General features: G+C 55.7%; 23 protein-coding genes and 1 tRNA gene. 10 read left to right on the forward strand and 14 right to left on the reverse strand.

What is annotated here, in order from left to right:
- Positions 1 to 22 precede the first annotated feature (22 nt).
- The 9 genes from pgeF to SYN7336_RS23925 all read right to left on the reverse strand — a co-directional run bounded on the left by pgeF (position 23) and on the right by SYN7336_RS23925 (position 9,542).
- Complete coding sequence (gene pgeF / locus SYN7336_RS01305) at positions 23 to 790, reverse strand: peptidoglycan editing factor PgeF (RefSeq protein WP_017324107.1); 768 nt, start codon at positions 788 to 790, stop codon at positions 23 to 25.
- On the reverse strand, positions 784 to 1,944 hold the full coding sequence (locus SYN7336_RS01310; protein WP_017324108.1) for a glycerate kinase: 1,161 nt from the start codon (positions 1,942 to 1,944) through the stop codon (positions 784 to 786). Before SYN7336_RS01310 ends, pgeF begins: the two co-directional genes overlap by 7 nt.
- A gap of 33 nt (positions 1,945 to 1,977) precedes the next feature.
- Positions 1,978 to 2,694, reverse strand: a complete 717-nt coding sequence (locus SYN7336_RS01315) for a TrkA family potassium uptake protein (RefSeq protein ID WP_017324109.1) — start codon at positions 2,692 to 2,694, stop codon at positions 1,978 to 1,980.
- A 142-nt stretch (positions 2,695 to 2,836) separates the two neighbouring features.
- Positions 2,837 to 5,473 carry an alanine--tRNA ligase gene (alaS, locus tag SYN7336_RS01320; protein ID WP_017324110.1) on the reverse strand — a complete coding sequence of 879 codons (2,637 nt, stop codon included), beginning with the start codon at positions 5,471 to 5,473 and terminating at the stop codon, positions 2,837 to 2,839.
- A gap of 72 nt (positions 5,474 to 5,545) precedes the next feature.
- On the reverse strand, positions 5,546 to 5,911 hold the full coding sequence (gene folB / locus SYN7336_RS01325) for a dihydroneopterin aldolase (RefSeq protein ID WP_017324111.1): 366 nt from the start codon (positions 5,909 to 5,911) through the stop codon (positions 5,546 to 5,548).
- A gap of 70 nt (positions 5,912 to 5,981) precedes the next feature.
- Positions 5,982 to 6,380, reverse strand: coding sequence for a type II toxin-antitoxin system VapC family toxin (locus SYN7336_RS01330; protein WP_017324112.1), 399 nt, complete (start codon positions 6,378 to 6,380; stop codon positions 5,982 to 5,984).
- Positions 6,377 to 6,607, reverse strand: a complete 231-nt coding sequence (locus SYN7336_RS01335; RefSeq protein ID WP_017324113.1) for an antitoxin — start codon at positions 6,605 to 6,607, stop codon at positions 6,377 to 6,379. The genes SYN7336_RS01330 and SYN7336_RS01335 overlap by 4 nt, the downstream gene beginning before the upstream one ends.
- 495 nt (positions 6,608 to 7,102) lie before the next feature.
- Complete coding sequence (locus SYN7336_RS32580) at positions 7,103 to 7,951, reverse strand: prohibitin family protein (protein ID WP_017324115.1); 849 nt, start codon at positions 7,949 to 7,951, stop codon at positions 7,103 to 7,105.
- A 67-nt stretch (positions 7,952 to 8,018) separates the two neighbouring features.
- The gene (locus tag SYN7336_RS23925; protein ID WP_017324116.1) at positions 8,019 to 9,542 is read right to left on the reverse strand and encodes a DEAD/DEAH box helicase; all 1,524 of its coding nucleotides are present in this window, start codon (positions 9,540 to 9,542) and stop codon (positions 8,019 to 8,021) included.
- Positions 9,543 to 10,113: 571 nt separating this feature from the next.
- Here SYN7336_RS23925 and SYN7336_RS01355 point away from each other — a divergent pair.
- The 3 genes from SYN7336_RS01355 (at position 10,114) to hemC (ending at position 12,473) form a co-directional block, all read left to right on the forward strand.
- A complete protein-coding gene (locus SYN7336_RS01355) occupies positions 10,114 to 10,482 on the forward strand; it encodes an AbrB family transcriptional regulator (protein WP_017324117.1) in 369 nt (122 codons plus the stop codon).
- A 299-nt stretch (positions 10,483 to 10,781) separates the two neighbouring features.
- Complete coding sequence (locus SYN7336_RS30345; protein WP_017324118.1) at positions 10,782 to 10,922, forward strand: hypothetical protein; 141 nt, start codon at positions 10,782 to 10,784, stop codon at positions 10,920 to 10,922.
- A gap of 582 nt (positions 10,923 to 11,504) precedes the next feature.
- Complete coding sequence (gene hemC / locus SYN7336_RS01365) at positions 11,505 to 12,473, forward strand: hydroxymethylbilane synthase (RefSeq protein ID WP_017324119.1); 969 nt, start codon at positions 11,505 to 11,507, stop codon at positions 12,471 to 12,473.
- Positions 12,474 to 12,498: 25 nt separating this feature from the next.
- On the opposite strand, the gene SYN7336_RS01370 is transcribed toward hemC, so the two are convergent.
- Positions 12,499 to 13,707, reverse strand: coding sequence for a methyltransferase domain-containing protein (locus SYN7336_RS01370; protein WP_038025662.1), 1,209 nt, complete (start codon positions 13,705 to 13,707; stop codon positions 12,499 to 12,501).
- Positions 13,708 to 13,971: 264 nt separating this feature from the next.
- On the opposite strand from SYN7336_RS01370, the gene SYN7336_RS01375 reads away from it, so the two are divergent.
- Positions 13,972 to 14,056, forward strand: a tRNA-Leu gene (locus SYN7336_RS01375).
- A gap of 60 nt (positions 14,057 to 14,116) precedes the next feature.
- Here SYN7336_RS01375 and SYN7336_RS23930 read toward each other — a convergent pair.
- Positions 14,117 to 14,710 (reverse strand): type III secretion system chaperone, encoded by a 594-nt coding sequence (locus tag SYN7336_RS23930; RefSeq protein ID WP_156819972.1) that lies wholly within the window; start codon positions 14,708 to 14,710, stop codon positions 14,117 to 14,119.
- Positions 14,711 to 14,896: 186 nt separating this feature from the next.
- Here SYN7336_RS23930 and SYN7336_RS01385 point away from each other — a divergent pair, with 186 nt between their 5' ends.
- The 3 genes from SYN7336_RS01385 (at position 14,897) to SYN7336_RS01395 (ending at position 18,218) form a co-directional block, all read left to right on the forward strand.
- Positions 14,897 to 16,432, forward strand: a complete 1,536-nt coding sequence (locus tag SYN7336_RS01385; RefSeq protein WP_017324122.1) for an NAD(P)/FAD-dependent oxidoreductase — start codon at positions 14,897 to 14,899, stop codon at positions 16,430 to 16,432.
- A complete protein-coding gene (locus tag SYN7336_RS01390; RefSeq protein ID WP_017324123.1) occupies positions 16,429 to 17,667 on the forward strand; it encodes an MFS transporter in 1,239 nt (412 codons plus the stop codon). Before SYN7336_RS01385 ends, SYN7336_RS01390 begins: the two co-directional genes overlap by 4 nt.
- A 134-nt stretch (positions 17,668 to 17,801) precedes the next feature.
- The gene (locus tag SYN7336_RS01395) at positions 17,802 to 18,218 is read left to right on the forward strand and encodes a DUF4332 domain-containing protein (RefSeq protein WP_017324124.1); all 417 of its coding nucleotides are present in this window, start codon (positions 17,802 to 17,804) and stop codon (positions 18,216 to 18,218) included.
- A gap of 7 nt (positions 18,219 to 18,225) precedes the next feature.
- On the opposite strand, the gene SYN7336_RS01400 is transcribed toward SYN7336_RS01395, so the two are convergent.
- Positions 18,226 to 18,930, reverse strand: a complete 705-nt coding sequence (locus SYN7336_RS01400; protein WP_017324125.1) for a response regulator transcription factor — start codon at positions 18,928 to 18,930, stop codon at positions 18,226 to 18,228.
- 258 nt (positions 18,931 to 19,188) lie between these two features.
- Here SYN7336_RS01400 and SYN7336_RS23935 point away from each other — a divergent pair, with 258 nt between their 5' ends.
- The 3 genes from SYN7336_RS23935 to SYN7336_RS01415 all read left to right on the forward strand — a co-directional run bounded on the left by SYN7336_RS23935 (position 19,189) and on the right by SYN7336_RS01415 (position 21,149).
- Positions 19,189 to 20,082: a hypothetical protein gene (locus tag SYN7336_RS23935; protein WP_017324126.1), complete on the forward strand. Its 894-nt coding sequence runs from the start codon at positions 19,189 to 19,191 to the stop codon at positions 20,080 to 20,082.
- 242 nt (positions 20,083 to 20,324) lie between these two features.
- A complete protein-coding gene (locus tag SYN7336_RS01410; protein ID WP_017324127.1) occupies positions 20,325 to 20,726 on the forward strand; it encodes a toll/interleukin-1 receptor domain-containing protein in 402 nt (133 codons plus the stop codon).
- Between the two features lie 3 nt (positions 20,727 to 20,729).
- A complete protein-coding gene (locus tag SYN7336_RS01415) occupies positions 20,730 to 21,149 on the forward strand; it encodes a toll/interleukin-1 receptor domain-containing protein (protein ID WP_026100594.1) in 420 nt (139 codons plus the stop codon).
- A gap of 131 nt (positions 21,150 to 21,280) precedes the next feature.
- On the opposite strand, the gene csaB is transcribed toward SYN7336_RS01415, so the two are convergent.
- The gene (csaB, locus tag SYN7336_RS01420; RefSeq protein WP_227498578.1) at positions 21,281 to 22,411 is read right to left on the reverse strand and encodes a polysaccharide pyruvyl transferase CsaB; all 1,131 of its coding nucleotides are present in this window, start codon (positions 22,409 to 22,411) and stop codon (positions 21,281 to 21,283) included.
- Positions 22,412 to 22,686: 275 nt separating this feature from the next.
- Positions 22,687 to 23,205: a DUF2062 domain-containing protein gene (locus SYN7336_RS23940; RefSeq protein ID WP_071590720.1), complete on the reverse strand. Its 519-nt coding sequence runs from the start codon at positions 23,203 to 23,205 to the stop codon at positions 22,687 to 22,689.
- Positions 23,206 to 23,334: the final 129 nt, after the last annotated feature.

The raw sequence follows: 23,334 nt of genomic DNA on the forward strand, positions 1-23,334 counted from the left end.
GAACTCCCCGCTGCCGAAACATCTAGGAGCTCGCCAGCCCAATGCCGGACCACTGCACGGGACTGGGAGGATCTTGCAGGCGACGATAAGAGAAAAAGTTGTGGCGATCGCGGTAGGTACAGTGGGGGCTAATACTGATCTGTTCTGCCAAAACCCCCAGGGTCAAAAGCTGAAGGGCGATCGCCGAGCGCAGATCTAACCGAATTTTGTCGGGCAATTCATCTGGATAGGTGACGGGGGGAATCCCTGCACCCACGGGGATGGAATCGGATCGATCGCCATGAGGGAGAACCTGCAAAACGCGATCGGCCACTTCCCTCGACACTTGGTAGATAGAGCCGGAAATCGCCGGTCCTAAGGCCACTTTTAGATCGGCGATCGCCACGCCGCGTTCTAAAAAGGCTGCAATGGCTTTAGGCGCAATTTGGGCGGCAGTGCCGCGCCAGCCGGAGTGGATGGCACAGACGCGATCGGGATGGGCAATCAGGATGGGGACGCAGTCTGCCGATCGCACCCAAACAGAATCACCGTTTGTCTCAGTGGCGAGGGCATCGGCTTCAGCTCCGATATCGCGATCGCGTTCGGTCCACAACAGGCGATCGCCGTGAACTTGCACGGCCCAAGCCGCGCGATCGCTGGGCAAGCCCAACTGCACCGGTGCCAGCGCGTCGGCTTTTTGGGGATAGCTGTGGCAACTGCTAAATGCATGGGGCCAGTCCTGCAAGAGTCGGCAGGTGAGCCAGCGGCAGCCATCTGCTTCGTGCCAAGTCCAGTCAGTTTCGTTTAGCATTCGTTTGACAATTGCTGACCCAAGCGAATTAACTGAGCGATTTGGCGAGCGCTCCACTGCAGGTGCGCGGCGGCATTGTCGAGGGCAACCCCCACGCGCATCGGAGCGGGCACAGCATCCATCAAGGCCCTTGCCCCCATCTGTTCCAAGGCTCCCAGTTCGTCAATTGCCACACATCCCGATAGCACAATGGCCGGGATTCTACGATCTGCAGCCTGACGCAACACGCCACTCACCACCTTACCGCCTGCCGTTTGGCGATCGCTGCGCCCCTCCCCCGTGACGATCAAATGGGCTCCCGCAAGACGATCGGCCAGTCCCACCGCAGCCATCACGCAATCAACTCCAGCAGAAAATTCAGCCCCCAAGCAGGCCAGCGCAAATCCCAATCCGCCAGCCGCCCCCGCCCCGGGTGCTGCGACTAAATCAGCTCGGTCTGCCGCTGTCGCCCAGCATTGCATACCTGCCTCTAGCTGCTCCACCATTGCCGAATTGGCTCCTTTTTGCGGGCCAAAGATCCTCGCAGCTCCCAACTCTCCCAAGAGGGGATTGGTCACGTCACTGGCAATTTTCAGCTTGACAGCTTGTGGGTGCGAGGGCTGGAAGCGGGCGGGCGAGGTTGTCCAATCGACAGCCGCAATCGTCTGTAGTCCTCGACCGCCACGGGCAACGGGCTTGCCAGCAGCGTCGGTAATGGCAATCCCTAGCGCCTGCAAACACCCCACGCCCCCATCGACGGTGGCAGTGCCCCCCAATGTCAGCCAGATCGTCTCGACGGTGGGCGATCGCAACACCCAATCCACGAGCTGCCCCAAACCATAGCTCGTTGCCAGCAGCGGATTGCGCTCTCGATGAGTTAGCAACTCCAGCCCCGTCGCCTGCGCCGCCTCCACGATCGCCGTGCGCCCGCCATCTACCCAGCCAATTCTCCCCTGCACCGGACGTCCCAGCGGATCGCAACAGTCGATGTTTTCCCAGGTGCCCTCGCAAGCGTCCACCCAAATACGGGCGGTGCCCTCCCCACCATCGGCCAGCGGCACGCAATCGATCTCTAGCTCCGGCCAGCCCTGCTGGAGCCCGCGCGCGATCGCCTCTGCCGCTGCCCGTGCAGACAGCGAGCCCTTAAACGAGTCGGGGGCGACAACGACCTTCACCAAATCTGCCTCGTGTCAGCTTCCACGTTCTCTCTAGGCGATCGCCTCATTGGGGGCGGCCATCTGGGCTAACTTATCCAAATCGCGGTTGGCTCCAATCAGCACCACCACATCCCCATCCTGGATTGTATCGCTGGGTAAAGGATTGACATTGAACTGACTGTCGTGCTGAATTGCCAATACGCTGACACCATAGCGTGCCCGCAAATTGAGTTCCTGGAGGGGCTTGTCGGCGAGTGAGTGGGGAGCCACCATTTCCACAATGCTGTGTTCGGTATCCAGTTCTAGAGATTCCAGTAAACCTGTGGCGGTCAGCCGCAAGGCCAGAGTCCGTCCCATTTCTGCTTCGGGGTATACCACCTGATCGGCTCCGACTTTTGACAAGACCTCGCCGTGGATGGTGGAGACCGCTTTAGCAATAATGCGGTGGCAGCCCAACCCCTTGACATTGAGGGTGGCCAGAACGCTTTCGGCAAAGTAGTTGCCAATGGCAATCACCACCAGACCGAAAGCTTCGATTCCCGCCTGTTTGAGGGCAATGGGATCGGTGGCATCCAGCTGAACGATCTGGGTGGCGATGTTATTGCTGCTGGCACAGTTGACTCGATCTTCGTCTGCATCAACCGCCAACACCTCGTATCCCACTTGATAAAAGGTACGGGCCACAGAGGTGCCGAAGCGGCCCAAGCCAATTACGGCGACTTGTTTGTTTTGGTTGCGGTTAAACCAGCTAGAGAAGGCAGTTGCCATGTTGAGTGTTTGAGTATCGAGGGTTTGAGCGGAGAGTCGGGCGTTGTCCGAATCGCGGCTGCCGCATATTGGGTGTCTGCGATCGAGTATGCCCGATTGAATTCGAGATGTGCGATTGCTGGCACTCTCAAGCGCGAATCGATTATCCCGAGAGTGCCTCGAACAGTTGGGTGCGGGCGGCTTCTAACGCCTCGGGAAGTTTGCTGGCATCGCGCCCGCCCGCTTGGGCGAAGTTGGGTCGTCCGCCACCGCCACCCCCTGTCAGCTTGGCGATCGCCCCAATAAATTTACCTGCTTGCAATCCCGCTTGGTTCGCACCCGGACTAAAGGCTGCCACCCAAGCCACTTTTCCAGCGGCGGGGGCCGATCCGAGCACCACCGCCCCTTCTCCGAGTTTTTGCAGCAGGGTGCTGGCAGCAGATTTGAGGGCTTCGGCTTCGGCTCCGGGCAATTCCGCCACGATCGCCTGAAAGTTGCCGATGGTTTGGGCTTCGCCCAGTAGGGATGTGGCACTGGCGATCGCCAACTCGCTTTTCAGTTGGGCCACTGCTTTTTGAGCGGCTTTTAACTCCTCTTGCAGGGCGTTGACGCGAGCGGGAATTTCCTGCGGCTTGGCCTTGAATTTGGCGGTGAGTTCCTTCACGACAGCATCGCGTTCGTTGACGTAGGGCAATACTGCCGGACCGGCCACCGCTTCAATCCGGCGCACGCCAGCGGAGACCCCCGCTTCGGAGACAATTTTGACGACACCAATCTCGGCAGTGTTGGCAACGTGGGTGCCGCCACACAATTCCATCGAGACACCGGGCACGTCGATGACGCGCACCACTTCGCCATATTTTTCGCCGAACATCGCCACCGCACCCTTTGCTTTAGCTTCCGCAATCGGCATTTCGGCTATTTGGGTGTTGTGGGCTTCGCCAATCCAGGCATTCATCAGAGCCTCGACTTGCTGCACCTGCTCGGGGGTGAGAGCCTTGGGACTATTGAAGTCAAACCGCAGGCGATCGAAGGCCACCAGCGAACCGGCTTGGGAAATGCTGTCGTCCACGATCGACTTGAGGGCGGCTTGCAGCAGGTGGGTGGCGGTGTGGTGAATCTGAGCGCCGCGACGACAGGTGCGATCGATCGTCGCTGTGAGGCGATCGCCGGTTTTCAAGCTGCCGCGCTCCACCCGTCCGAAATGGATAAAGACATCCTCCTGCTTTTGAACATCCTCAACCCGCACCACGCGATCGCCCCCGAGTAGATAGCCGCGATCGCCGATCTGACCGCCCGATTCTGCGTAGAAGGGGGTTTGGTCCAGTATCACTTGCACTTCAGCTCCGGCGCTCGCAGAAGAGACAGTTTCGCCATTGGATAGAATGGCCGCGACGGTGGCTTCAGAAGAGGGGGCCGTATAGCCTAAAAACTCTGTGGGTTCTAGCTCTCGGGCCAATTTCTCCAGCGATCCTTGCACCGTCAAGTCAATGGTTTGCAGCGCCTCTTTCGATCGCTTCTGCTGTTCGATCATTTCGGCCTCAAAGCCCAGCGTATCGACCGCCAATCCGTGCTCTGCTGCCGTTTCCTGCGTCAGTTCCAACGGGAAGCCGTAGGTGTCGTAGAGGATAAAGGCATCTCGGCCCTCAATTTTTTTGTGCTTTTGAGTGCGGGGACTAACCAGGATCTCGGCCAGCAGCTTTTCGCCCCGTTCGAGGGTGTTGCGGAACTGCTCCTCTTCTCGCTGCAGCTCGGCTTTGATGGCATCGGCTTTGGTGCGGACGTGGGGGTAAGCATCTTCGAATAGGGCGATCGCCGTTTCTGCCACTGCGGGGACGAACTCGCGATCGATGCCAATCCGCCGTCCGTGGCGGACCACGCGGCGAATCAAGCGACGCAGAACGTAGCCGCGACCGCCGCGATCGGCCGTAATCCCGTCCGCAATCATATGAATGGCCGAGCGGACGTGATCGCCAATCACTTTGAGGGAGACTTTGACATTCTCCTCGCTGCTGTCGTAATCGATGCCAGCAATCTCTGCTGCTGCCTGCACAATTGGGAAGACTAGATCCGTTTCGTAGTTGTTCGGCACCCCTTGCAGCACCTGCGCCATCCGCTCCAGCCCCATGCCGGTGTCGATATTTTGCTTCTCGAGGGGTGTCAGCGTTCCTTCGGCATCTCGATTCAATTCCATGAAAACGAGATTGTAGATTTCTAAAAAGCGGGAGTCGTCTTCTAGATCGATGTCGCCATCCCCCAACTCTGGCTTGAAATCGTAATAGATCTCGGAGCAGGGGCCACAGGGACCGGTGGGGCCGGAAGCCCAAAAATTATCGGCTTCATCCATACGGCGAATGCGCTGTTCGGGAACGCCGATCCGGTCTCGCCAAATGGCGTAGGCATCGTCATCGTCGCGGAAGACGCTCACCACTAGGCGTTCGGGGGGCAGGCTATATTCTTTTGTGACCAGTTCCCAAGCCCAAGCGATCGCCTCTGGCTTGAAATAATCGCCAAAGCTGAAGTTGCCCAGCATCTCGAAGAAGGTGTGATGGCGAGCGGTCCGCCCCACATTCTCGATGTCGTTGGTGCGAATGCATTTCTGCGAGCTGGTCGCCCGAGGCACTTCCGCCGCTTTTTGGCCCAAGAAGATCGGCTTGAAGGGCAGCATTCCGGCGATGGTCAGCAGCACGGTGGGGTCTTCCGGTACCAGCGAGGCACTCGGCATCACCTTGTGGCCGCGCTCGGCGAAAAAGTTGAGAAATGTCTGACGAATTTCGTTACCGCTCAGCGATCGCAACATGGGAATTCAATAGGGTTGTGGTCTTTATATTCTGTCATTTCTGTGTCGCTCTACGCTGAGGGATTGCGCAGGCTAGGGACGAGTGATGGCGACGCTGACTCGACCGCTGAAATCGGGGATGGGGGGGTTGAGTTTAGTCAGGCTGACGCGCACCCGCCCGGCTTTGGAGGTTTGGAGGGCGAGAATAGCGATCGCCTCCGCCAGTGCCTCAATCAACTTAAACTTGCTCTGTTGCACCGATTGCTTGACTGCTCGGATGGTCTCTCCATAATCAATCGTGTCTTCTAGCTCGTCACTGCGGCCTGCGGCACTTAAATCTTTCCACAGCACCAAATCCACTTCGAACCACTGTCCCAATGCTTGTTCTTCTGGCAGATAGCCCGTATAGCCATAGCAGCGGATTCCCGAGACGACAATTTTGTCTGCTTCTTTTGACATGTTTGCCAGGGATGAGAGGGCGGTTTAATCGTCGGCGATCGCGATCGCAACGTCTACACTCGCTTCCGACTTATGTCCACTGCTCGACCCGAAGACCTTCCACGCGAGCAAATTCACGCACGTTGTTGGTTGCCAGGGTCGCTCCAAGGCTGAGGGCGTGACCCGCAATCAATAAGTCGTTCCCTCCAATGGGCAAGCCTTTCCGTTTCAGTTGAGTTCGCACGCGCCCATAACAGCGTCCGGCCTCCGCATCAAAAGGCACGATCTCCAGAGGCAGTAGAAACCGCTCTAGTCGATCCAAATTTGCTGTCACTCGGGAACTATTTTCTATCCCAAAGCGCAACTCGGCATAGGTAATAGCCGAAATTCCAACCTCACTGATTGCATAGGAGCGCAGTCGCTGCAGCGGTTTCGGATTTTTGCGGTTAATTGCGTAGATGCAGATATCTGTATCGAGCAGGATCTTCATACAATTTGCTCGCGCTCTTGAGGAGGTCGTCGATCGCGTTCGAGATTCAAGTCATCGGGAAATTCCTCAAGGGCGTCAAACATAACTTGCCAGGGATCCTCCTTCGGCAAGAGGACAACAGCGTTCCCCAGTCGTTTGATTGCCACCTCATCACCAGAGAAGCGGTAGTTCTCGGGCAAGCGTACGGCTTGACTATTACCGATCGTGAAGAGTTTTACAGTTTCCATTAGCACCTCAATGTGGATTGTATATGTTACATGGTTATATTTATAGCCCTTTCTCCTAAAACGTTTGCAAGCGATGAGAGGGCGGTTTAATCGTCGGCGATCGCGATCGCTAGGGCAAGCATCGAGTTACAGCCTCTGGTCTAGCCGCGATCGAAGTAGATTTTGGGACGATCGCAACGCTCTTAGACACGATCGACGGACAATTTGGGGCGATCGAAAGACTTTGGGAAGCGATCGAAATGGATTTTGGGGCGATCGCAGTCTGTAAATATGTTTCTCAGGCTGTTGCTGAGATTGCTGGAACCAAACTTCAAAATGGCATGGGTTTATCCCCCACAAATTTCCATAACGCTGTTTCTCCCCTCGCCCTTGGGGAGAGGGACCGGGGGTGAGGGCCAAAACCATCGCACTCAAGTCGAGCGCGCCGAATTAGACCCGCATCGCAGCACTCATCAGTCCCCCCTAACCACATAGATTCCCCTCACGCCCCTCTCCTCATCGCCGCTGAGGTGACAGAGCTTGCGTCGGCACATTCGTTTGTAACAACATCTCCATACTGCCTTCACCCAAATTCAACACCCCCGGCACGGGCGACCCATTCTCCACCCAACCCTTCACCGCCTCCTGCAACACCACTGAATTTCCCGCTTCCGCTAGCGCCTCCGCCCGCAAGCGAATCGCTTCCGCCTCCCCCCTGGCCCGATTCACCGTGGCATTCGCCTCCTGCTCCGCCTCCTGTGCCCGAAAAGCCGCCTCCTGCGCCCGCTGCTGAGCCACCTGCTTCGCCTCGATCGCATTGTCATATTCATCCGAAAAATCGATATCGCTTAGAGTTAACGTGTTAATCAACACACCGTACTCCGACAACTCCTCACTCATTTGCGTACGAATCGTCTGCTCAATATTGGCCCGCTGACCCAAAAGGCGATCGATCGGAAATTGGGCGGTTTGGTTTTTGACCGAACTGACCAGTTCTCGACTAATAATTACAGCTTCCAAATTGGTCCGATTTCGCTGGGTACGGATAATCCCCGGAACGGCATTGGCATCCAACTGATAGCCCAAATTGACCGTCACCAGCACTGTCTGGGAATCGGAGGTGGCAGCACTCTCTCTCGCCAACGTGAGGCCGGTCACTTTAATGTTTTCGCACTCGAATCGCTCCAGAAAAGGAGTCCGCACATGCACTCCAGCCGTCATGACATCGTCCCCAATCTTGCCCAATCGCCGCACTGCACAAGCTTCGCCATCCTGCACGATCTCAATGGGGTTCGCCACAAAGGCGATCGCCGCCAGCAGGGCAACAGAGGCCCCCCAGAAGATGTAACTGCGGTTTTCATTCACGGGATATTTCCTCGGAGTTCAAACGATGAGTCGGCAGAACTCTGCCTTCCCAGTTCTACTGCGTTTGCTAGGCCACATTCGCGGGCTCGTAATCTAACGCAGCATTGAGCGCTTGCCGCTCGCGATACTGGGCCTGTGCCCAGTCCTCCGAATAGCCCAACTCCCGCGCGCAAGCTTGCCAAGTTTCCACATCGGGATTGAGTTGCCCCAGATGGTAAGCGACCCAATCGCGACTGCGTCCGCGAGCCTTTTGCTGCTCGATTAACTCCTGCAGGTGCAGCAACTCGCTGGCCAATTTCAACACAGCCGGACTGACTTCTTCTAAGTCGTAGTGGGACTCTTCCGGCAGCTCAAACGGTTTGCGCTCGATCGCCACAGAAATCTGAGGAACAGGAAGTTCGTCGGAGATAAGCGCTTGGCAACTGGGGCATTGCAGGAAAGCCGAATTGAGACGATGGCGATCGCCCTCAAAAACAAAACTGCATTCGGGGCAGTAAGTCATCTCGATGCCATCGCTGCGGACGCCTTCCAGAGACCAGATGCGGGGTTGAGTGGGCAAGCCGTGCAGCAACCAATTGCGAGTGTGGTCGATCGCGATCGCCTCGGTTTTGCCGGGATGAATCCGCAAGGCTCGCCCCACCTGCTGCAGCCAGAGGGCCAAAGATTGGGTGGGACGGGCAATTTGCACCGCTTCGATTTGCGGTAAATCAAACCCCTCTGAAACGAGATTGCAGTTGACCAAGACTGAGGTTTCGCCGCTGGAAAAGCGAGCGAGGATGGCCTGACGTTCGCTGGCGGGGATGTTGCCGTCGAGATGTTCGGCAGCAATACCGGCTTGGGCGAAGCGAGCGGCGATCGCCTGCGAGTGAGACACGTTAATGGCAAAAACGACCGTACGCTTACCGGAAGCATATCGCCGCCACATCGACACGAGATTGCCCGACAAATGCTTGGAACCGTTCAGTTTGAGCAAGTCGGCAGAGTTGAAGTCGCCGCCAGTGGTGCGTACTCCCCGCGTTTGCATCGGTTGCGGATCGGCATACAGCTTGAGGGGGCTGAGATAGCCCGACGCCATCAGTTCCGAGACAGTCGGACCGCAGATTAGGGCTTCAAACATCCCCTCAAACCCCGCCCCATCGGTCCGAATGGGGGTGGCAGTGACGCCGAGGTGGTAAGCGCTGTCATATTCTTGCAAAATTTTGCGGTAGCTTGCGGCATGGGTGTGATGGGCCTCGTCCACCACCACCAGACCCACATTGCTGAGATATCCCGGACGTCTGGCTAAAGTTTGCACGCTGGCCACCTGAATGGGAGCGGTCACATTAGCAGGGCGATCGCCCTGGATAATCCCCACTTCTTTACCGGTAAACCGGCCTACTTTATCGGCAGCCTGGGTTAGCAATTCCGAGCGGTGGGCCAGAATTAAAACCGTTTGACCTCGGGGCAGCAGTTCTCTGGCGATCGCCCCAAACAAAATTGTCTTGCCGCCTCCAGTGGGCAATTGCACCAGTAGCCGCCGTTGATTCGCTGCCCATCGTTCGAAGACTCGATCGAGCAAGTGCTGCTGGTAGTCGCGCAGTTGATACGCCACATCACCTCAAACCATTCACCACACATTAAGCAAATCCGCTGGAGAGGCGATCGGCAAGCAGGCACATCAGACTCGGCTTCAGGCAATATCCAGGAAGCTCGGACAAGTCAGGCATTTGAGGGAACTGTAGCTAAGACTTGAATTGTCTCAGAGAAATGAAGATCTCCTGTGGGAGCAGTGCGGAACGCTCCGCAAACACTAACGCGCAGCGGCGAGTATCAACATTCACCACAACTCCGACTGGCTCCTGCCGCTGATTCTGGGAGGTCGTTGCGAGGTATTGGAAATAAAATTCGCGTGCTAGTTGAAGGAGTTCTGAATTGAGTGAAGCCATTGTAGATGCAGCCACTATCTGTTAGAGGAGGAAGCTTCAGAAGCAACTCTACTTCCGTTCCGAACAATGCGCTCCAATCTCACTCTTGAAAAGCTAACTCGGCTCACTCCTGTCGAAAGGCGATCGTATCCTGCTCGCAGTAGTTGAAAAGAGCTCAAAACAGGTTAGTCTTGTAAACAACATGTCGATTGGTGTTCGAGAAGACAAGCAATACTTCTATATAGGAAACGACTCAACATGGCTTCTAAGACAAAAAAACAACCTCTCATCGGTCAGGCTCTTCAAGACAAAGTCAAAGAAATGCAAGGAGCGGATAAAAAGGACATTGCTAAGGCTTGTGGTTACATCAGCAAAACGAAAAACGGTCAAGAGCGCATCAATTTGATGGCTTTTTACGGCGCTCTGTTGGAGGCTGAAGGCGTAGAGTTCGAGGCTGCACCCGATAAAGGCGGTCGAGGTCGCGAGGCTAGCTATAAGGCTTCGGTCCACAAGAATGGTAATTTATTGATTGGAGCAGTTTACACCAAAGAAATGGGTTTGGAACCTGGAGATGAATTCACGCTCAAACTGGGTAAGCGGAGCATTGCTTTGACGCGAGTGGATTAAAGCGACTGGAAATATAGGTAGGGTGACGCAGCAGCATTAAACCTAAGGGTAAGATTTTTTATGGGATCTGTCCTTGCTTGAAGTGTTACCCTACTGCTCCCCGTTGAAGCATTCCTACATACCTGTTCTCGAACGTACACTGGATTTTTAAGACAGCATCTGACAACTTGACTTGCAGGGAGCTAGATTTGCTTTAGTAGAGTTATCCGAGCTGTTGGGGCGGACGGTCGATCTAAATCCACTGCAAGACCTAAGCTGCTATTTTCGAGATCGCGTTCTGGACGAAGCTGAAGTGCTCTATGTCCAAGTCTGGCAATGTTCGACTGCACCACATGCTCGATGCTGCTAACAAGATCCTGGCATTTACCCAGGGCCGCTATCGGGCCAATCTCCCTCCTCTGGTGGAGCGCCTAGAAGAATTGCTCAAGCGAGAAACGTAAAAATTCAGAAGCATATAAACCTGAGTTCGATGGCTTTGCATTGCCCTCACCCCCGGCCCCTCTCCCCTCGCGAAGCGTGGCGTCAGCCGTAAACTTGGGAGAGGGGAGCAACAGCCTCAAACCCGCAATCTACGGTTCTGTTCCCCTTCCCCCAATTCTGGGGGAAGGGGCTAGGGGATGGGGGCCAAACACTTGTCGAACTGACATTATATAAGTATTTTTCAGAAAAAATTCTTCGATTCTTAGAAATTCTGCTCGTTCTAGCTCAGATCCAATATTTACCCTGGCAAGAGAGCTCCCTAGGATAGAGCCAACGCGAGATTGGGAAAGGAGCTGTGGGTGTAGCTTTGTTTGCTCGGGCCGTCGCAATTGGATTGGCGATCGCCGGATTTGGTCTAGTGGCTATATCGACGGCGATCGGAAAATCGATAGGATCGTAATGGAGGTTGACCGGCAGACAGCTCGTGGAGGCAGTCAAATTGTACTCGCATCTCGCAACATTGCACTTCTTCAAGAATTGTTATGGAGGGGGCGATCCAACTGCGTTAGCCTGAGAGATGCCGCTTTTTTTCCCTTGCAGATATGGCCCGCACATTTAAAATTGGCTCCCGCAAAAGTGAACTGGCCCTAGTGCAATCTCGCTGGGTGCAGTCGGAATTGCAAAAACTCCATCCCGACTGCAGCTTCGAGTTGGTCACAATGGAAACTCAGGGGGACATCATTCTGGATGTGGCACTGGCCAAGATTGGCGATAAGGGGCTGTTCACCAAAGAACTAGAGGTGGGCATGTTGCAACATCAGACAGACTTTGCCGTCCACAGCCTCAAAGATTTGCCCACTCATTTGCCAGAAGGGTTGATGTTGGGGGGAATTACCGCCCGCGAAAACCCGGCGGACGCTTTGGTGTTACATGCCAAGCATGCAGGAGCCAGCATCGATGCCCTGCCAGAAGGCTCTGTCGTCGGCACCTCGTCTTTGCGCCGTCTGGCCCAACTGCGCCACCACTATCCCCAACTCAGCTTTAAAGACATTCGCGGCAACCTCAACACCCGCCTGCGCAAGCTCGACGAGGGGCAGTACGACGCTATTATTCTGGCGGTGGCAGGGTTGGAACGCTTGGGGATGGGCGATCGCATTTCCCAGAAGTTGCCGGCAGAAGTTTCCCTGCATGCGGTGGGACAGGGGGCGCTGGGGATTGAGTGCCGTGCTGGCGACGAAGAGGTATTGGCAGTTTTGCAATCCTTGGTGGATGCGGACTCCACCCGTCGCTGTTTGGCCGAGCGGGCGTTTTTGCGCCAGTTAGAGGGGGGCTGTCAGGTACCGATTGGAGTGAATAGTGAAGTCATTGCCGATGCCGCAGGCGATCGCCTCCAGTTGACGGGCATGGTGGCCAGCTTGGACGGCCAGCAACTGATTCGCGATCGTGCGATCGGGTCGGCAGAAGATCCCGAAGCCGTGGGCATTCAACTGGCTCACCTGCTGCGGGAGCAGGGGGCGACTGAGATTTTACAGGCTATTTTTGCCACCCTCGATCGCGAGGCAGTCCACTAAGCTCGGCGAAAGTAGCGATCGCCTGTTAGCAACAACTGGACTGGGGCTCGCAGCAGGATGTAGGTTCGGCAGTGGAGGTAACAGTATAGTCCGCCCCTTTCATCTCTCGCGGAGCGCGAATGGCATTGATGGCGCAGTTAAACTCGGGGGCTGAGTCTGGCGGGACTGGGTCGTAAGGTTCCAAACCAATCACATCCGGGCTGTAAGGCCCTCGGGGTGAGGTATAAATGTCAAAGGTCTTAGCGCATACCGCCATCCGTTGCCCTCGATAGAGGGTGTGACCGTCATCGTCCTGCACGGACTTCCAGGGACCTTTGTAAACCACCGCTTGCTTGCAGTCCAAGCAAGCCCCTTCTTTGCCTTTGAAGGCCCGCACCGTCACGGAACGGAACTCGATGCCGTCGATCGTTTGCCAAGGCTCTGACTGCTGCACTAAAATCTCGACGCCGTAAAATCCGGCTTGCTCGAACATAGCTAAAAATTCATCTTCCCGAAAGGCTCCGGCAATACAGCCACTCCACAGCTCGGGGTCGTTCAAGATTTCGGCAGTCGGGGTTTCATCGCAGACGATATCGGAAATTACTGCTCGACCGCCCCGCTTCAACACCCGAAAGATTTCGCCAAACAGTTGCTGCTTGTCTTCGGGGCGCACCAGATTGAGCACGCAATTAGAAATCACCACGTCTACACTGTCGCTCTCCACTAAGGGAATCTCCCGCCGCAGTCGATCGCATTCTGCCTCGTAGGCCGCTACCCCCTCCAAATCGCTGACAGGGTGCTCCCTCAACCAAGCAGCTACGAGATCGAGACTCAGGCCCAGGTCCTGAATTTTACCTTTGACAAACTGCGTGTTGCTGTAGCCCAGTTTTAGAGCCATCGGATCGACGTACTTGCGAGCCAGAGTCAACATCTCGTCGTTAAAATCCACCCCAATGACGCGGCCTTCAGCCCCTACCTTTTGGGCCAGAATATAGCAATTCTTGCCTGCGCCCGAGCCTAAATCGACAACGGTTTCGCCGACATTGACAAAACGGGTGGGATCGCCGCAACCATAATCTTTCTCGATAATTTCCTGAGGCAGAATGGCCAGGTAATTGCCTTCGTAGTCAGTCGGGCAGCAAAGCGATGGTTGAGGAGCTTGCGCGCCAGCCTCGTAGCGTTCGATTACGGCTTGCTCGATGCTGTAGTCGAGATTGGTTGGAGAAGAGGCAGGGCGAGAAATCGATTGAGTCATAGGTTTTCTGGTTCGTGCAACTTCTTGTGGAGGCAATTCCATTGAGCGATCGCCACAGGGACCGATCGATCGCATGTATCCCGATAGAGTATACCGATTTTGCTAAGTATGCCCCACTGACTGGGCTCAGGATAGCGCCAGTACGCTATTGATAGGGCCAACTGAGCTAAGTCTAATCTCCAACACAAGCTTTCTTCAGACAGGTGCATCTGGGGGCGATCGCGGGTGGGGCTCGGAACTGAGCTATAATCGTCTTCGCTTCGCGGGGGCGTGGCGGAATGGTAGACGCTGCGGACTTAAAATCCGTTTCCACTTATATGGAGTGTGGGTTCAAGTCCCACCGCCCCCATCGAGAAATCCACGCACTACCAGGGCTTCAATCAATCAAAATCCTGTGGGGCGATCGCCCTTACAAAAATCCTTCCGGCGCGACCTCGGGCTGACCGCCGCCAAACGTCAACTCGCCACTGGAATAGGTCGTGCCAAAGTTCTGTACTAGACCCGCCACCTGACGAATCCCCGATCGCGTACTCTCGTCATCCAATGGCGACAGCGGATGGATGAACGTCGCATACAACACCCCCTGACTGGTGGCATAACGGGCATCCAGTGTCCGGTGAAAATTGGCCTCTAGTAAAATTTGTCCTTCCCGCTCCGACAACTGCGCGACATCGGCAACGGGTGAAAAAATCCGCATCCGATCGTGGGACTCATCCCACATCACCACCATCTGCACCCCTTCATAGGTCAACTGCAGCCCGCCATTTCCAGAGCTGACGTCCTCCGCCAGCGACTCCACGATCGCCACCAACCGCTCCGGCGTCATCTGCCCCCTCGTCTCCTGGCGGCGATCGACTCCTGGCTCTTGCGTCACTTGGCTTTCGGTTTCAATTGGAGCCTCTGCGGTTACCTCCGATGTCGTAGAGCCGCAGGCCGCCAGCATCAATCCGGCGATCGCCACCCCGATCGCAATTCCCTTTATCCTTTTGCTTGCGCCAGACATCGCTTTGCTCCTGTTGTGGGAATGAATCGGTTATATCCTATTGAACCCTTCACTATCTGTCTCCCGAGGGAAAATTTATGAACTGCTTTGCAGGGCATGTGAATAACCGCAATCATCCCGATAGAACGAGTTCTCTCTGGGGACAGTGTTACGCTTTGTAACAGGTCTATTCTAGCGAGCGAGGTTATGAGTACCCGAGACGCCATCGCGATCGGCAGTGGAATTGGCGGATTGGTCTCGGCGGCCCTATTAGCCCGCTATGGTTGGAACGTCACTGTTTGCGAAAGCCATACTATTCCTGGAGGAGCCGCCCACGCCTTCGAACGGGAAGGCTACTGCTTTGATTCGGGGCCATCGTTTTTTGCAGGTCTGAGCGATCCCCATAGCCTCAATCCCCTGCGTCAAGTCTTGGATGTCCTCGACGAGTCCGTTGCTGCGATCGCCTACGACCCCCTCGGTCACTACCATTTCCCCGAAGGCTCTTTCCCCGTCTACAGCAATTTGTCAAAGTATCGCGAGGCTGTTGCCGCAGTCACTCCCCAAGGGGCAAGGGAGTTGGCCCAATTCGAAGCTCGCCTGTTGCGACTCTACGATGTTCTCAGCGGCGTGCCCGCATTGCACCTGCGGGGAGATTGGCAGGTGTTCCCGGTCTTAATGCAGAACTATTTGCCCGCGCTGGCTAAACTGCTGCCTCAATTGGGGGCAATACAGGGATCGGTGGGTCAAGTCATGGATCGCTACGTGCGCGATCGCTGGGTGCGCCGCCCGATCGATTTGGAATGCTTTTTGCTCTCGGGCCTCAAAGCCCACGGCACAGTTACCCCCGAAATGGCCTTTATGTATGGAGAACGCGATCGCTCTGTCATTGACTATCCCATTGGCGGCAGTGGCGCGATTGTGGCTGCGTTGGTGCGGGGGTTGGAAAAATGGGGTGGAAAGCTGCGCTTGCGATCGCATGTGAGCGAAATCCAGGTTGAGGGCGGAAGAGCAGTTGGCGTGAGGCTGCAGAGTGGCGAGGCGATCGAGGCTGACGCGGTTATTTCCAATGCCACCGTTTGGGATACCTACGCGACGCTGATCGATCCGAAGCATTTGCCAGAACGCGATCGCCAAGCAGCTTTAGAAACTCCCGCCGTTCATAGTTTTATGCACCTCCATCTCGGCATCCGCGCCGAGGGTTTGGAGGGTTTAAGCGGCCATCACGTCGTCGTTGGGGATGGCGATATTGCTGCACCGGGTAACACCTGTATGATTTCTATCCCTACGGTCTGGGATACCAGCATGGCTCCTCCCGGCTGCCACGCCATTCACGCCTATACTCTGGAACCGTTTGAGGGCTGGACCTATGGCGAAGGCTATGAAGAGAAGAAGCGATCGCGCGTCCAGGTGCTGTATCGAGCTTTAAAGAAAGTCATTCCCAATATTCGCGATCGCGTGCAATTGGAACTCATCGGTACCCCTCTCACCCACGCTCGCTTTTTGAGACGCGATCGCGGTACCTACGGTCCAGCCATTGCTGCAGGAGCAGGCACGTTCCCCGGTTGCCAAACGCCCATTCGCGGCCTCTATCGAGCAGGGGATAGCACGATGCCGGGGATTGGGGTTCCCGCCGTGGCTGCCTCCGGCATTCTCTGTGCCAATGCTCTCGTCTCTACCCGGCAAACCGCCGAACTCGTCCAAACTCTGCGCGATCGGCAAGCACGAGCTGGGAGGATATCGTGACCCAAGGTCTACAGCTCGATCGCAAAATTCAGCTTGTCCTGAGCGCAATGTTTGTGTCGGGGATGCTGTTTTGGGGCAGTATCACTTGCCTGCTGCCCACGTTGCCCCTTTACCTCGACCATCTGGGGGCGAGCGATCGCCAGGTAGGTTTGGTGATGTCCTGCTTTGCGATCGGGTTGGTTTGCTCCCGTCCTTGGCTGGGGCCGCTGGCCGATCGGCGGGGGCGCAAGCTCGTGCTCTTTATCGGCCTAGTGGCAGCGGCGATCGCCCCGATTGGCTATTTATTCATCAAATCTCTCGGCGGGGTGGCTCTCGTGCGTGCGGGGCACGGCATCAGTATTGCTGCCTTCGCCACTGCCTATGTTGCTTTGGTGGCCGATATCGCTCCGCCTCAATTTCGAGGTACTGTCATCGGCAATATGAGTCTCGTCAATCCGATTGCTCTGATGTTAGGACCGGCGATCGGGGGATACGTGCTGAAGTGGGGGGGCTTCAATTCTCTCTTTCTCGTCGCCGCTAGCTTGGGAGGGCTGGGGTTAATCTTGGCGACCTTCGTGCAAGAGGCCCCGTTTGTCTCGGGCCAGCCGAAGCCAGCCATTGACGATCGCTTTTGGAGTCTTTTGGGCCAGCCCCGTTTGATGACTCCCACCTCGGTCATGCTCAGTGTCGGTCTATCGTTTGGCTCGCTCACGGCCTTTATGCCCCTGTTCGTTCGCGATGGGGAATTGGGGATTAATCCGGGATTGTTTTACCTAGCTTCGGCGATCGTCACGTTTGGGATGCGTTTGGGAGTCGGTCGAGCTAGCGATCGCATCGGTCGCGGCATCTTTATTACGTTGGGACTGTGTTTTACCAGCCTCGGCCTGCTGATTCTAGCCAGCGCCCAATCGCCCGCGCAGGTGCTCTTGGCGGGCAGCTTTCAGGGGGCTGGATTTGGCATTTTGATTCCGATGATGTCGGCGTTGATGGGCGATCGCTCCCATCCTCACGAGCGGGGTCGGTTATTTGGGCTGTGTCTGGGTGGGTTTGATGTGGGACTGGCTTGTGCGGGGCTGTTGTTGGGACAAGCGGCGGATTGGTGGGGCTATCGGGCGTTGTTCTGTATTGCGGCTGGATTGGTGGCGAGTGCGGCAATTTTGTTTGCCACTCGCTCGGCAAAGACGCCTGCCGAGTCATTTCGGTTTGCGATCGGGCAGGGAGCCGATCCTCACGCTCTGGCGGAACCGGAATTTTAATTTGCAGAGATGCGCCCGACACCGGCAGGGCAATCGATTTTCCCCGCTCGAATTGAACTATTTCTGGGATGTCGCGATCGCCAAAATGCGCTACGATTTGGCTCCACCCATTCCCTCCCCCTCACCGCAAGCCCGTGCCCGATCTCTCCGCTCAATATTGGCCCATCGAACAGTTACCGGGGCTGAATGCCTCCGATCGCAGAAAGCTGAAACACTTTGGCCTTGTCACAACGGCAGATCTCTTGAACGTGGCGCAGTCTGGCAATTGTCATAAGACGACCGTAGCGGCACAGTTGCAAACCAAAGTCGAACGGCTGAATCGCTGGCTGGCAATGGCAGATCTGGCTCGCCTGCCCGCAGTAGGCTGTCAGTATTGTGGTTTATTACTTCACGCTGGCATGCTGTCTGTCACCGACCTGAGCGCAGCCTCAGCACCGCAACTACACCGCCTCATTCAACGCCTGCACGTCTCGACCCTGAGATCGGTCCGCAATTGTCCGTCAGTGGCGCAGGTGAGCCAGTGGATTTACCAAGCCCGCCATTTAGGCTGAATGAACCTCATTTCACTAGCCCCGCCCGCAATGCCCGCACGGCAGCTTGGGTGCGATCGTTGGCACATAACTTATTCAGAATATTGCGAACGTGGGTTTTGACAGTCCCCAAGCCAATGCCTAAGATTTCGCCAATATCCGCATTACTGCGACCGTCAACGATTTTTTCCAACACCTCCAACTCTCGTTCGGTCAGAGGCCACGTCTCTAACATCTCGGCCAACTCGGCATCGGCAGCCGCAATTTCAATTTTGTCGGGTTCTGTGGCTCCACTCTCCCGCAAGCCATCCAAGACAATATGGGCGATCGCCGGATCGATCCAGGCATTGCCCTCCTGCATCTGCTGCAGCGCATCGAGCAACTTGTCCGCCGACACGTCCTTGCAGCAATAGGCATCAGCCCCAGCCCCAAAGGCCGCCAATACCGTTTCTTCGCGATCGCTACCGGTCAAGATCAGCACCCGCGTCTCGGGCAATGCCGCCTTCACCTGCCGAGTCAGTTCGATGCCATCCATGTCGGGCAAGCCAATATTCAAAATGGCAATCTCGGGACAATGGCGGGCGATCGCCTCCAGACCCTCCTGTGCGGTGGTGGACTCGGCTAATAAATTAATCCCTTCGGCAGGCTCTAATGCAGCCCTCAAGACTGCCCTGGTGTAGGCGCTATCTTCCACCACCACCACTCCAACGGACGCGTCCAAACTGTCTGCCATGTGCGAACCTATCTCAAATGGAGCCCGCCCAATGCCTGAAGCCGGCTAAAACTACAATGAGTGTCGCTGACTGCAGGCCGAGAAGGCTCCCGTAAAATTGCGGTCTTGCGCCTACCCCAACTAAAAATAGAGTCGATAACATGAGGAGAAGCGAGCTTCCCTAAGGAATAGTTAACTGTACCCACCCCACACCCCCTAGCACCGCTCGATGGGAGCGCTAGTCAAGTGTGGGAGCGACCTCTCCCCCGTACTTGTATCATGTCTGACTCCCTGCAACTGTCTGTCCGCCTTACTTTTGCTGGAATTCTCGGGGTTTCAATCCTCGCGGGGGGCAATTTCCCTTCGCAGACGCATGGCGATCGCGCCTTCGCCCAATCAGAGCCTTCCCCCGAAACCGCCACTATCCAGGTGGAATCGCAGGTGGGCAATCTTCAGCGTAGAGCTTTGCCAGCAGGCGACCCACTCGCGGACTGGGAACAGGGGGAGAGCGAGACTGCTGAAGTCGGTGTCGAGGCGGATGATGTTTCAGAAGATCCGACAACTGCCAGCGCCGATCCGCTCTTCGAACTCGATCTCGGCATCCAGCAGGAGGGAAGTGGCGGCGGTCGCAGTGCTGGCGAAGGGAATGGCCTCGGCAGTAACGGGCAGGAAGGTACGGGAGAGAGCCTGGGGACTCAGACGGGCAATGGCAGCAATGGGGGAGCTGGCAGTGGTGTCGGTACTGGCAGCAGTACTGGAGATGGAGCAGGTGACGGAGGGGGCGGTACGGGTCAGCTCCGCAGGCAGGTGGAATACATTCCCGAAGTCACTGGGCTGATTGTGGACGCCCGAGAACTGGACTTTATCCCCAGCATGTCCATGCGGCTGTTCGATCCCGATGGCAATCAGGTCTACACGACGCCAACAGCCAATCGCAATCTCAATGCTTCTTTCGTGTCGTCTGAGGGAACAGCCCTGTTTGTCACGAGTGAAGATCTGGCTCGCAGCTTACACAATCGCATTGGGGAGCGACCGCTCGAGATCTCGGCCAAGGGTACGCGCGGCTACGATCTCGTGATTTCTAACTCCGATGCTTGGCAATTGCGACAGAAGAATATTCGCGATCGCTTTCTCGATAATTTTGCCGTCGTGGTCATCTGGTCTCCAAACTAGCGAGCAGCTAACCGCCATCGGTCAGCGGAATGCCAGCACTAGGGTGCCACGAATAGCCCCTGCCTAAAGTTCCAGCAACCGATCGGGGGTATTGAAGTCCAAACTACGAGCTGTGACCTCTCCAATATCCGACCGCGAGAAGATTATGATGCCATCTCATGCGTATGCTCTGCCCAATGGTTTGTGCGTCGGTTGAAGATTGATAGCTTGAAGACTCATAAAGGATCGCTTATGGTAGCGATATGCAAGTTTTTATTAGTCATTCTAGCAAAGACACGCCAATTGCTCGGAAGTTAACACAACGACTCTCGGAAGCTGGCCTCAGAGTATGGATGCCAGAAAACGAGATCCTTCCTGGTGATAACTGGGCTCAGAAAATGGGGCAGGCCCTTGAAGAGTCGGAGCTCATGGTAGTACTTATCTCTCCGCATGCCTTTGAGTCAGAGTGGTTGAAAGAGGAAATTCAGTACGCATTGACAGCAGACCAATACAAAGGCCGCTTGATTCCTATTTTCTTAGATCCCAAGAGCGAGATTTCTTCAGACGTACCGTGGATTCTTCGAAAGTTGAATCCTATTGAATGGAAAGGGCGTGAAGAAGACTGGCAACAGGTGATTGAGAAAGTACGCTCTTTAGCGGAATGATCGATGCCACCAATCGAGGTATTCCTTTCCCATTCAAATCAAGATCGGGCAATGGCTGAGCGTCTTGCTACTGCTTTAACGTATCACGGCGTTCCCCTATTCTTCAGCCCAGAGAATATCGTGGGAGCTCAGCAATGGCAGAGTGGGATTCTGAGTGCGCTACAACGTTGTGACTGGTTTGTAGTGCTCCTCTCCCCCGATGCTATCGATTCAATGTGGGTAAGAAGAGAAGTTGCCTTTGCCCTGCAAGACCCGAGATATGAAGATCGTATCGTTCCACTCAAGTACCGCAATTGCGACCTCAAATCGCTGCAGTGGCTCACCCTGTTCCAGACAATCGACTTTACTGGAGGCTTTACCGCTGGGTGTCGGAGCTTGCTGAGGGTTTGGGGTATTGGCCTAAGAGAAGAGCGTTTACAGTAAGACAATAGAGAGTGAAAAAACAGGGGAAAATACGATCGCGGGTGGCAACTGCGACAGAAGAATATTCGCGATCGCTTTCTCGATAACTTTGCCGTCTCGTCATCTGGTCCCCGAATTAGCGAGTGTCCCACTCATTCATCGCTAACAGAGCTGGCACTACACACCCGTTCCAGGACCTGCTGGTGGAGGAGCGCCCGTTGTTGCAGTGCCTCTCGCCGCTCGCCATCCAATCCCTGCTGTCCAAACTGGGCGAGCCAATTGCGAGCGATCTCGGCTGGATCGGTCGGTAAGTCCGAGAGCTCGTACCCCGGCAGATTTTGCTCTTCGAGCAGTTGGGTCACCTTGGGATCGTAGCTGAGGCCGAAAACTGGCACCCCCTCTGCCGCAGCCAAGATCAGACCGTGCAGGCGCATGGCGATCGCCAATTCGACCTGTCGAAGCGCTCCTTTCAGTTGGCGGGGATCGTCAACGCAAACAATCTGTGCGGTTGAGGACATCGCTGCGTGGAGTTGTTGTGCAATGCCCAGATCGGAGCTTTGAAAGGGCATGAGCACTAGATGTGCCTTGGTGGCAACTTGCAGTTGCACGAGAGCTTGTTGTAGCACCGCAAGGCGCTCGCAGGTGAGTAGGGGATGAGTGCGCAGCACGATCGCGATCGCCAACTCGGGCCAAGTGGAGGAATAGTCTTTCGCTGCGAGTGCCCAGACGGGATCGGGGGCAAGGGTATAGGAAATATTCCAACGATCGAGCAGCGCAGCAGAGGCGCGATCGCGCACGCTCACCGCCGTACACCCCTGAAGACAGTGCCGCGCCAGCCAACGGGTCCACCTCCACTGCAACGGGCCGATTCCCTGAGCCCAGGCTACCGTTCGCAGCCCCAAGAGTTGAGCTAAGCCCATGAGCCCGCCGTAATACAGCGGGTTGCGCCAACTACTGCTGTCCTGCATCAAACTCCCCCCACCCCAGATAAACACGTCCGCCGATCGCAATAGGCGCAGCACCTGCCATCCATTCCAGCGATCGATCGCCTTCACGCCATATTGTTGCTCTGTGTGTAAAGGTCGTTGGGACAACACAATCGGCTCCGCCTTGGCTGGCAACATTTGCAAGACACTCAATAGCAGAGCCTCGTCGCCACCATTGCCAAACCCGTAATACCCCGCCACAATTACCCGCATTTTTGCCCGCACACACTCCAGCCCCATTAAGCGGCAGGTTGGGGAGAATCTCAAGTGGCGTTTGGCTGCAGAGAGGTGCTCCACTGGGATTGGACAAACGCGACAACCCATCCCCCTAGGATTGAGGCGTAGAGCTCCAAGCTACTGCGATTGGATTATCCCAATGGTAAATGGCCCTAGAGTATCGCAATCCTAGGGCCGTATTTAAAAGAATATTGAGAAAGGTTTTGAACTACTATGACCTTATGGAATAACCTCAAGTATTTGCAAGTTTACATCGAGATATTCTCAGATTTGTAATTTTTCTTAGTACTTTTTGGGCTGGAATTGCTAGTCCCTCGGGATACTTGGCGCCAAAGCTACGAGCGTCTTCGGCCTAGGCGAAGCTGCCGTCTGGAATAGCGTACTAGGGGTAAGGTCAAACAGTAGGCGATCGCCGCAAATACTCCCCCGACCACCGTGCATCCCACCACCATTACCACCGCGAGACCTGTACTCTGTTGCAAAACTCGGTGTAGCGATTGCCTCGTAAATTTAAAGGAAACATCTGACTGCAACACCCAGTGACCCACCTGAAAATTAAATGCATAGATCGGCAGGTAGGTGAATGGATTGCTGATCCAGGTGCTGGCGGCAGCCGCCAGCCGATTGCCCCGCAACACAGTGGCGATCGCCACCGATAGAATTGTCTGAAGGCCAAAAAACGGGTACATGCCTGCAAACACTCCAATCGCTACCCCTCGGGCAATTTCGGCAGGAGTGCCGCGCATGCGCACCAATCGCAAGAAAAAATACCGCAGCCGCCGCGAAGTCCAGTTCCTAGAGGGTCGAACCGCCACCTGCGCACTCTCTGCAATTGGGAACTTCAAATCGGCCATGCTAACATTTCGGATGGTTAAAACTTCTCAACAGTATTTCTAGCAAGAATCGATGCCTTTTGCGATCCCCAAGCAGTTGGGAGGGCTTTGGCCTGGAACGGCCTACCGACTTTCAAAGAACCGCATCCC

Source organism: Synechococcus sp. PCC 7336, from assembly GCF_000332275.1.
Taxonomy (GTDB): Bacteria; Cyanobacteriota; Cyanobacteriia; order Thermostichales; family PCC-7336; genus PCC-7336.

Bases quoted from the DNA above. Each gene is read 5' to 3' on its own strand.
- pgeF (WP_017324107.1), bottom strand. From the start codon at position 790: ATGCTAAACGAAACTGACTGGACTTGGCACGAAGCAGATGGCTGCCGC.
- SYN7336_RS01315 (WP_017324109.1), bottom strand. From the start codon at position 2,694: ATGGCAACTGCCTTCTCTAGCTGGTTTAACCGCAACCAAAACAAACAA.
- alaS (WP_017324110.1), bottom strand. From the start codon at position 5,473: ATGTTGCGATCGCTGAGCGGTAACGAAATTCGTCAGACATTTCTCAAC.
- folB (WP_017324111.1), bottom strand. From the start codon at position 5,911: ATGTCAAAAGAAGCAGACAAAATTGTCGTCTCGGGAATCCGCTGCTAT.
- SYN7336_RS01330 (WP_017324112.1), bottom strand. From the start codon at position 6,380: ATGAAGATCCTGCTCGATACAGATATCTGCATCTACGCAATTAACCGC.
- SYN7336_RS01335 (WP_017324113.1), bottom strand. From the start codon at position 6,607: ATGGAAACTGTAAAACTCTTCACGATCGGTAATAGTCAAGCCGTACGC.
- SYN7336_RS01355 (WP_017324117.1), top strand. From the start codon at position 10,114: ATGGCTTCTAAGACAAAAAAACAACCTCTCATCGGTCAGGCTCTTCAA.
- SYN7336_RS30345 (WP_017324118.1), top strand. From the start codon at position 10,782: ATGTCCAAGTCTGGCAATGTTCGACTGCACCACATGCTCGATGCTGCT.
- hemC (WP_017324119.1), top strand. From the start codon at position 11,505: ATGGCCCGCACATTTAAAATTGGCTCCCGCAAAAGTGAACTGGCCCTA.
- SYN7336_RS01370 (WP_038025662.1), bottom strand. From the start codon at position 13,707: ATGACTCAATCGATTTCTCGCCCTGCCTCTTCTCCAACCAATCTCGAC.
- SYN7336_RS23930 (WP_156819972.1), bottom strand. From the start codon at position 14,710: ATGTCTGGCGCAAGCAAAAGGATAAAGGGAATTGCGATCGGGGTGGCG.
- SYN7336_RS01385 (WP_017324122.1), top strand. From the start codon at position 14,897: ATGAGTACCCGAGACGCCATCGCGATCGGCAGTGGAATTGGCGGATTG.
- SYN7336_RS01400 (WP_017324125.1), bottom strand. From the start codon at position 18,930: ATGGCAGACAGTTTGGACGCGTCCGTTGGAGTGGTGGTGGTGGAAGAT.
- SYN7336_RS23935 (WP_017324126.1), top strand. From the start codon at position 19,189: ATGTCTGACTCCCTGCAACTGTCTGTCCGCCTTACTTTTGCTGGAATT.
- SYN7336_RS01410 (WP_017324127.1), top strand. From the start codon at position 20,325: ATGCAAGTTTTTATTAGTCATTCTAGCAAAGACACGCCAATTGCTCGG.
- SYN7336_RS01415 (WP_026100594.1), top strand. From the start codon at position 20,730: ATGCCACCAATCGAGGTATTCCTTTCCCATTCAAATCAAGATCGGGCA.
- SYN7336_RS23940 (WP_071590720.1), bottom strand. From the start codon at position 23,205: ATGGCCGATTTGAAGTTCCCAATTGCAGAGAGTGCGCAGGTGGCGGTT.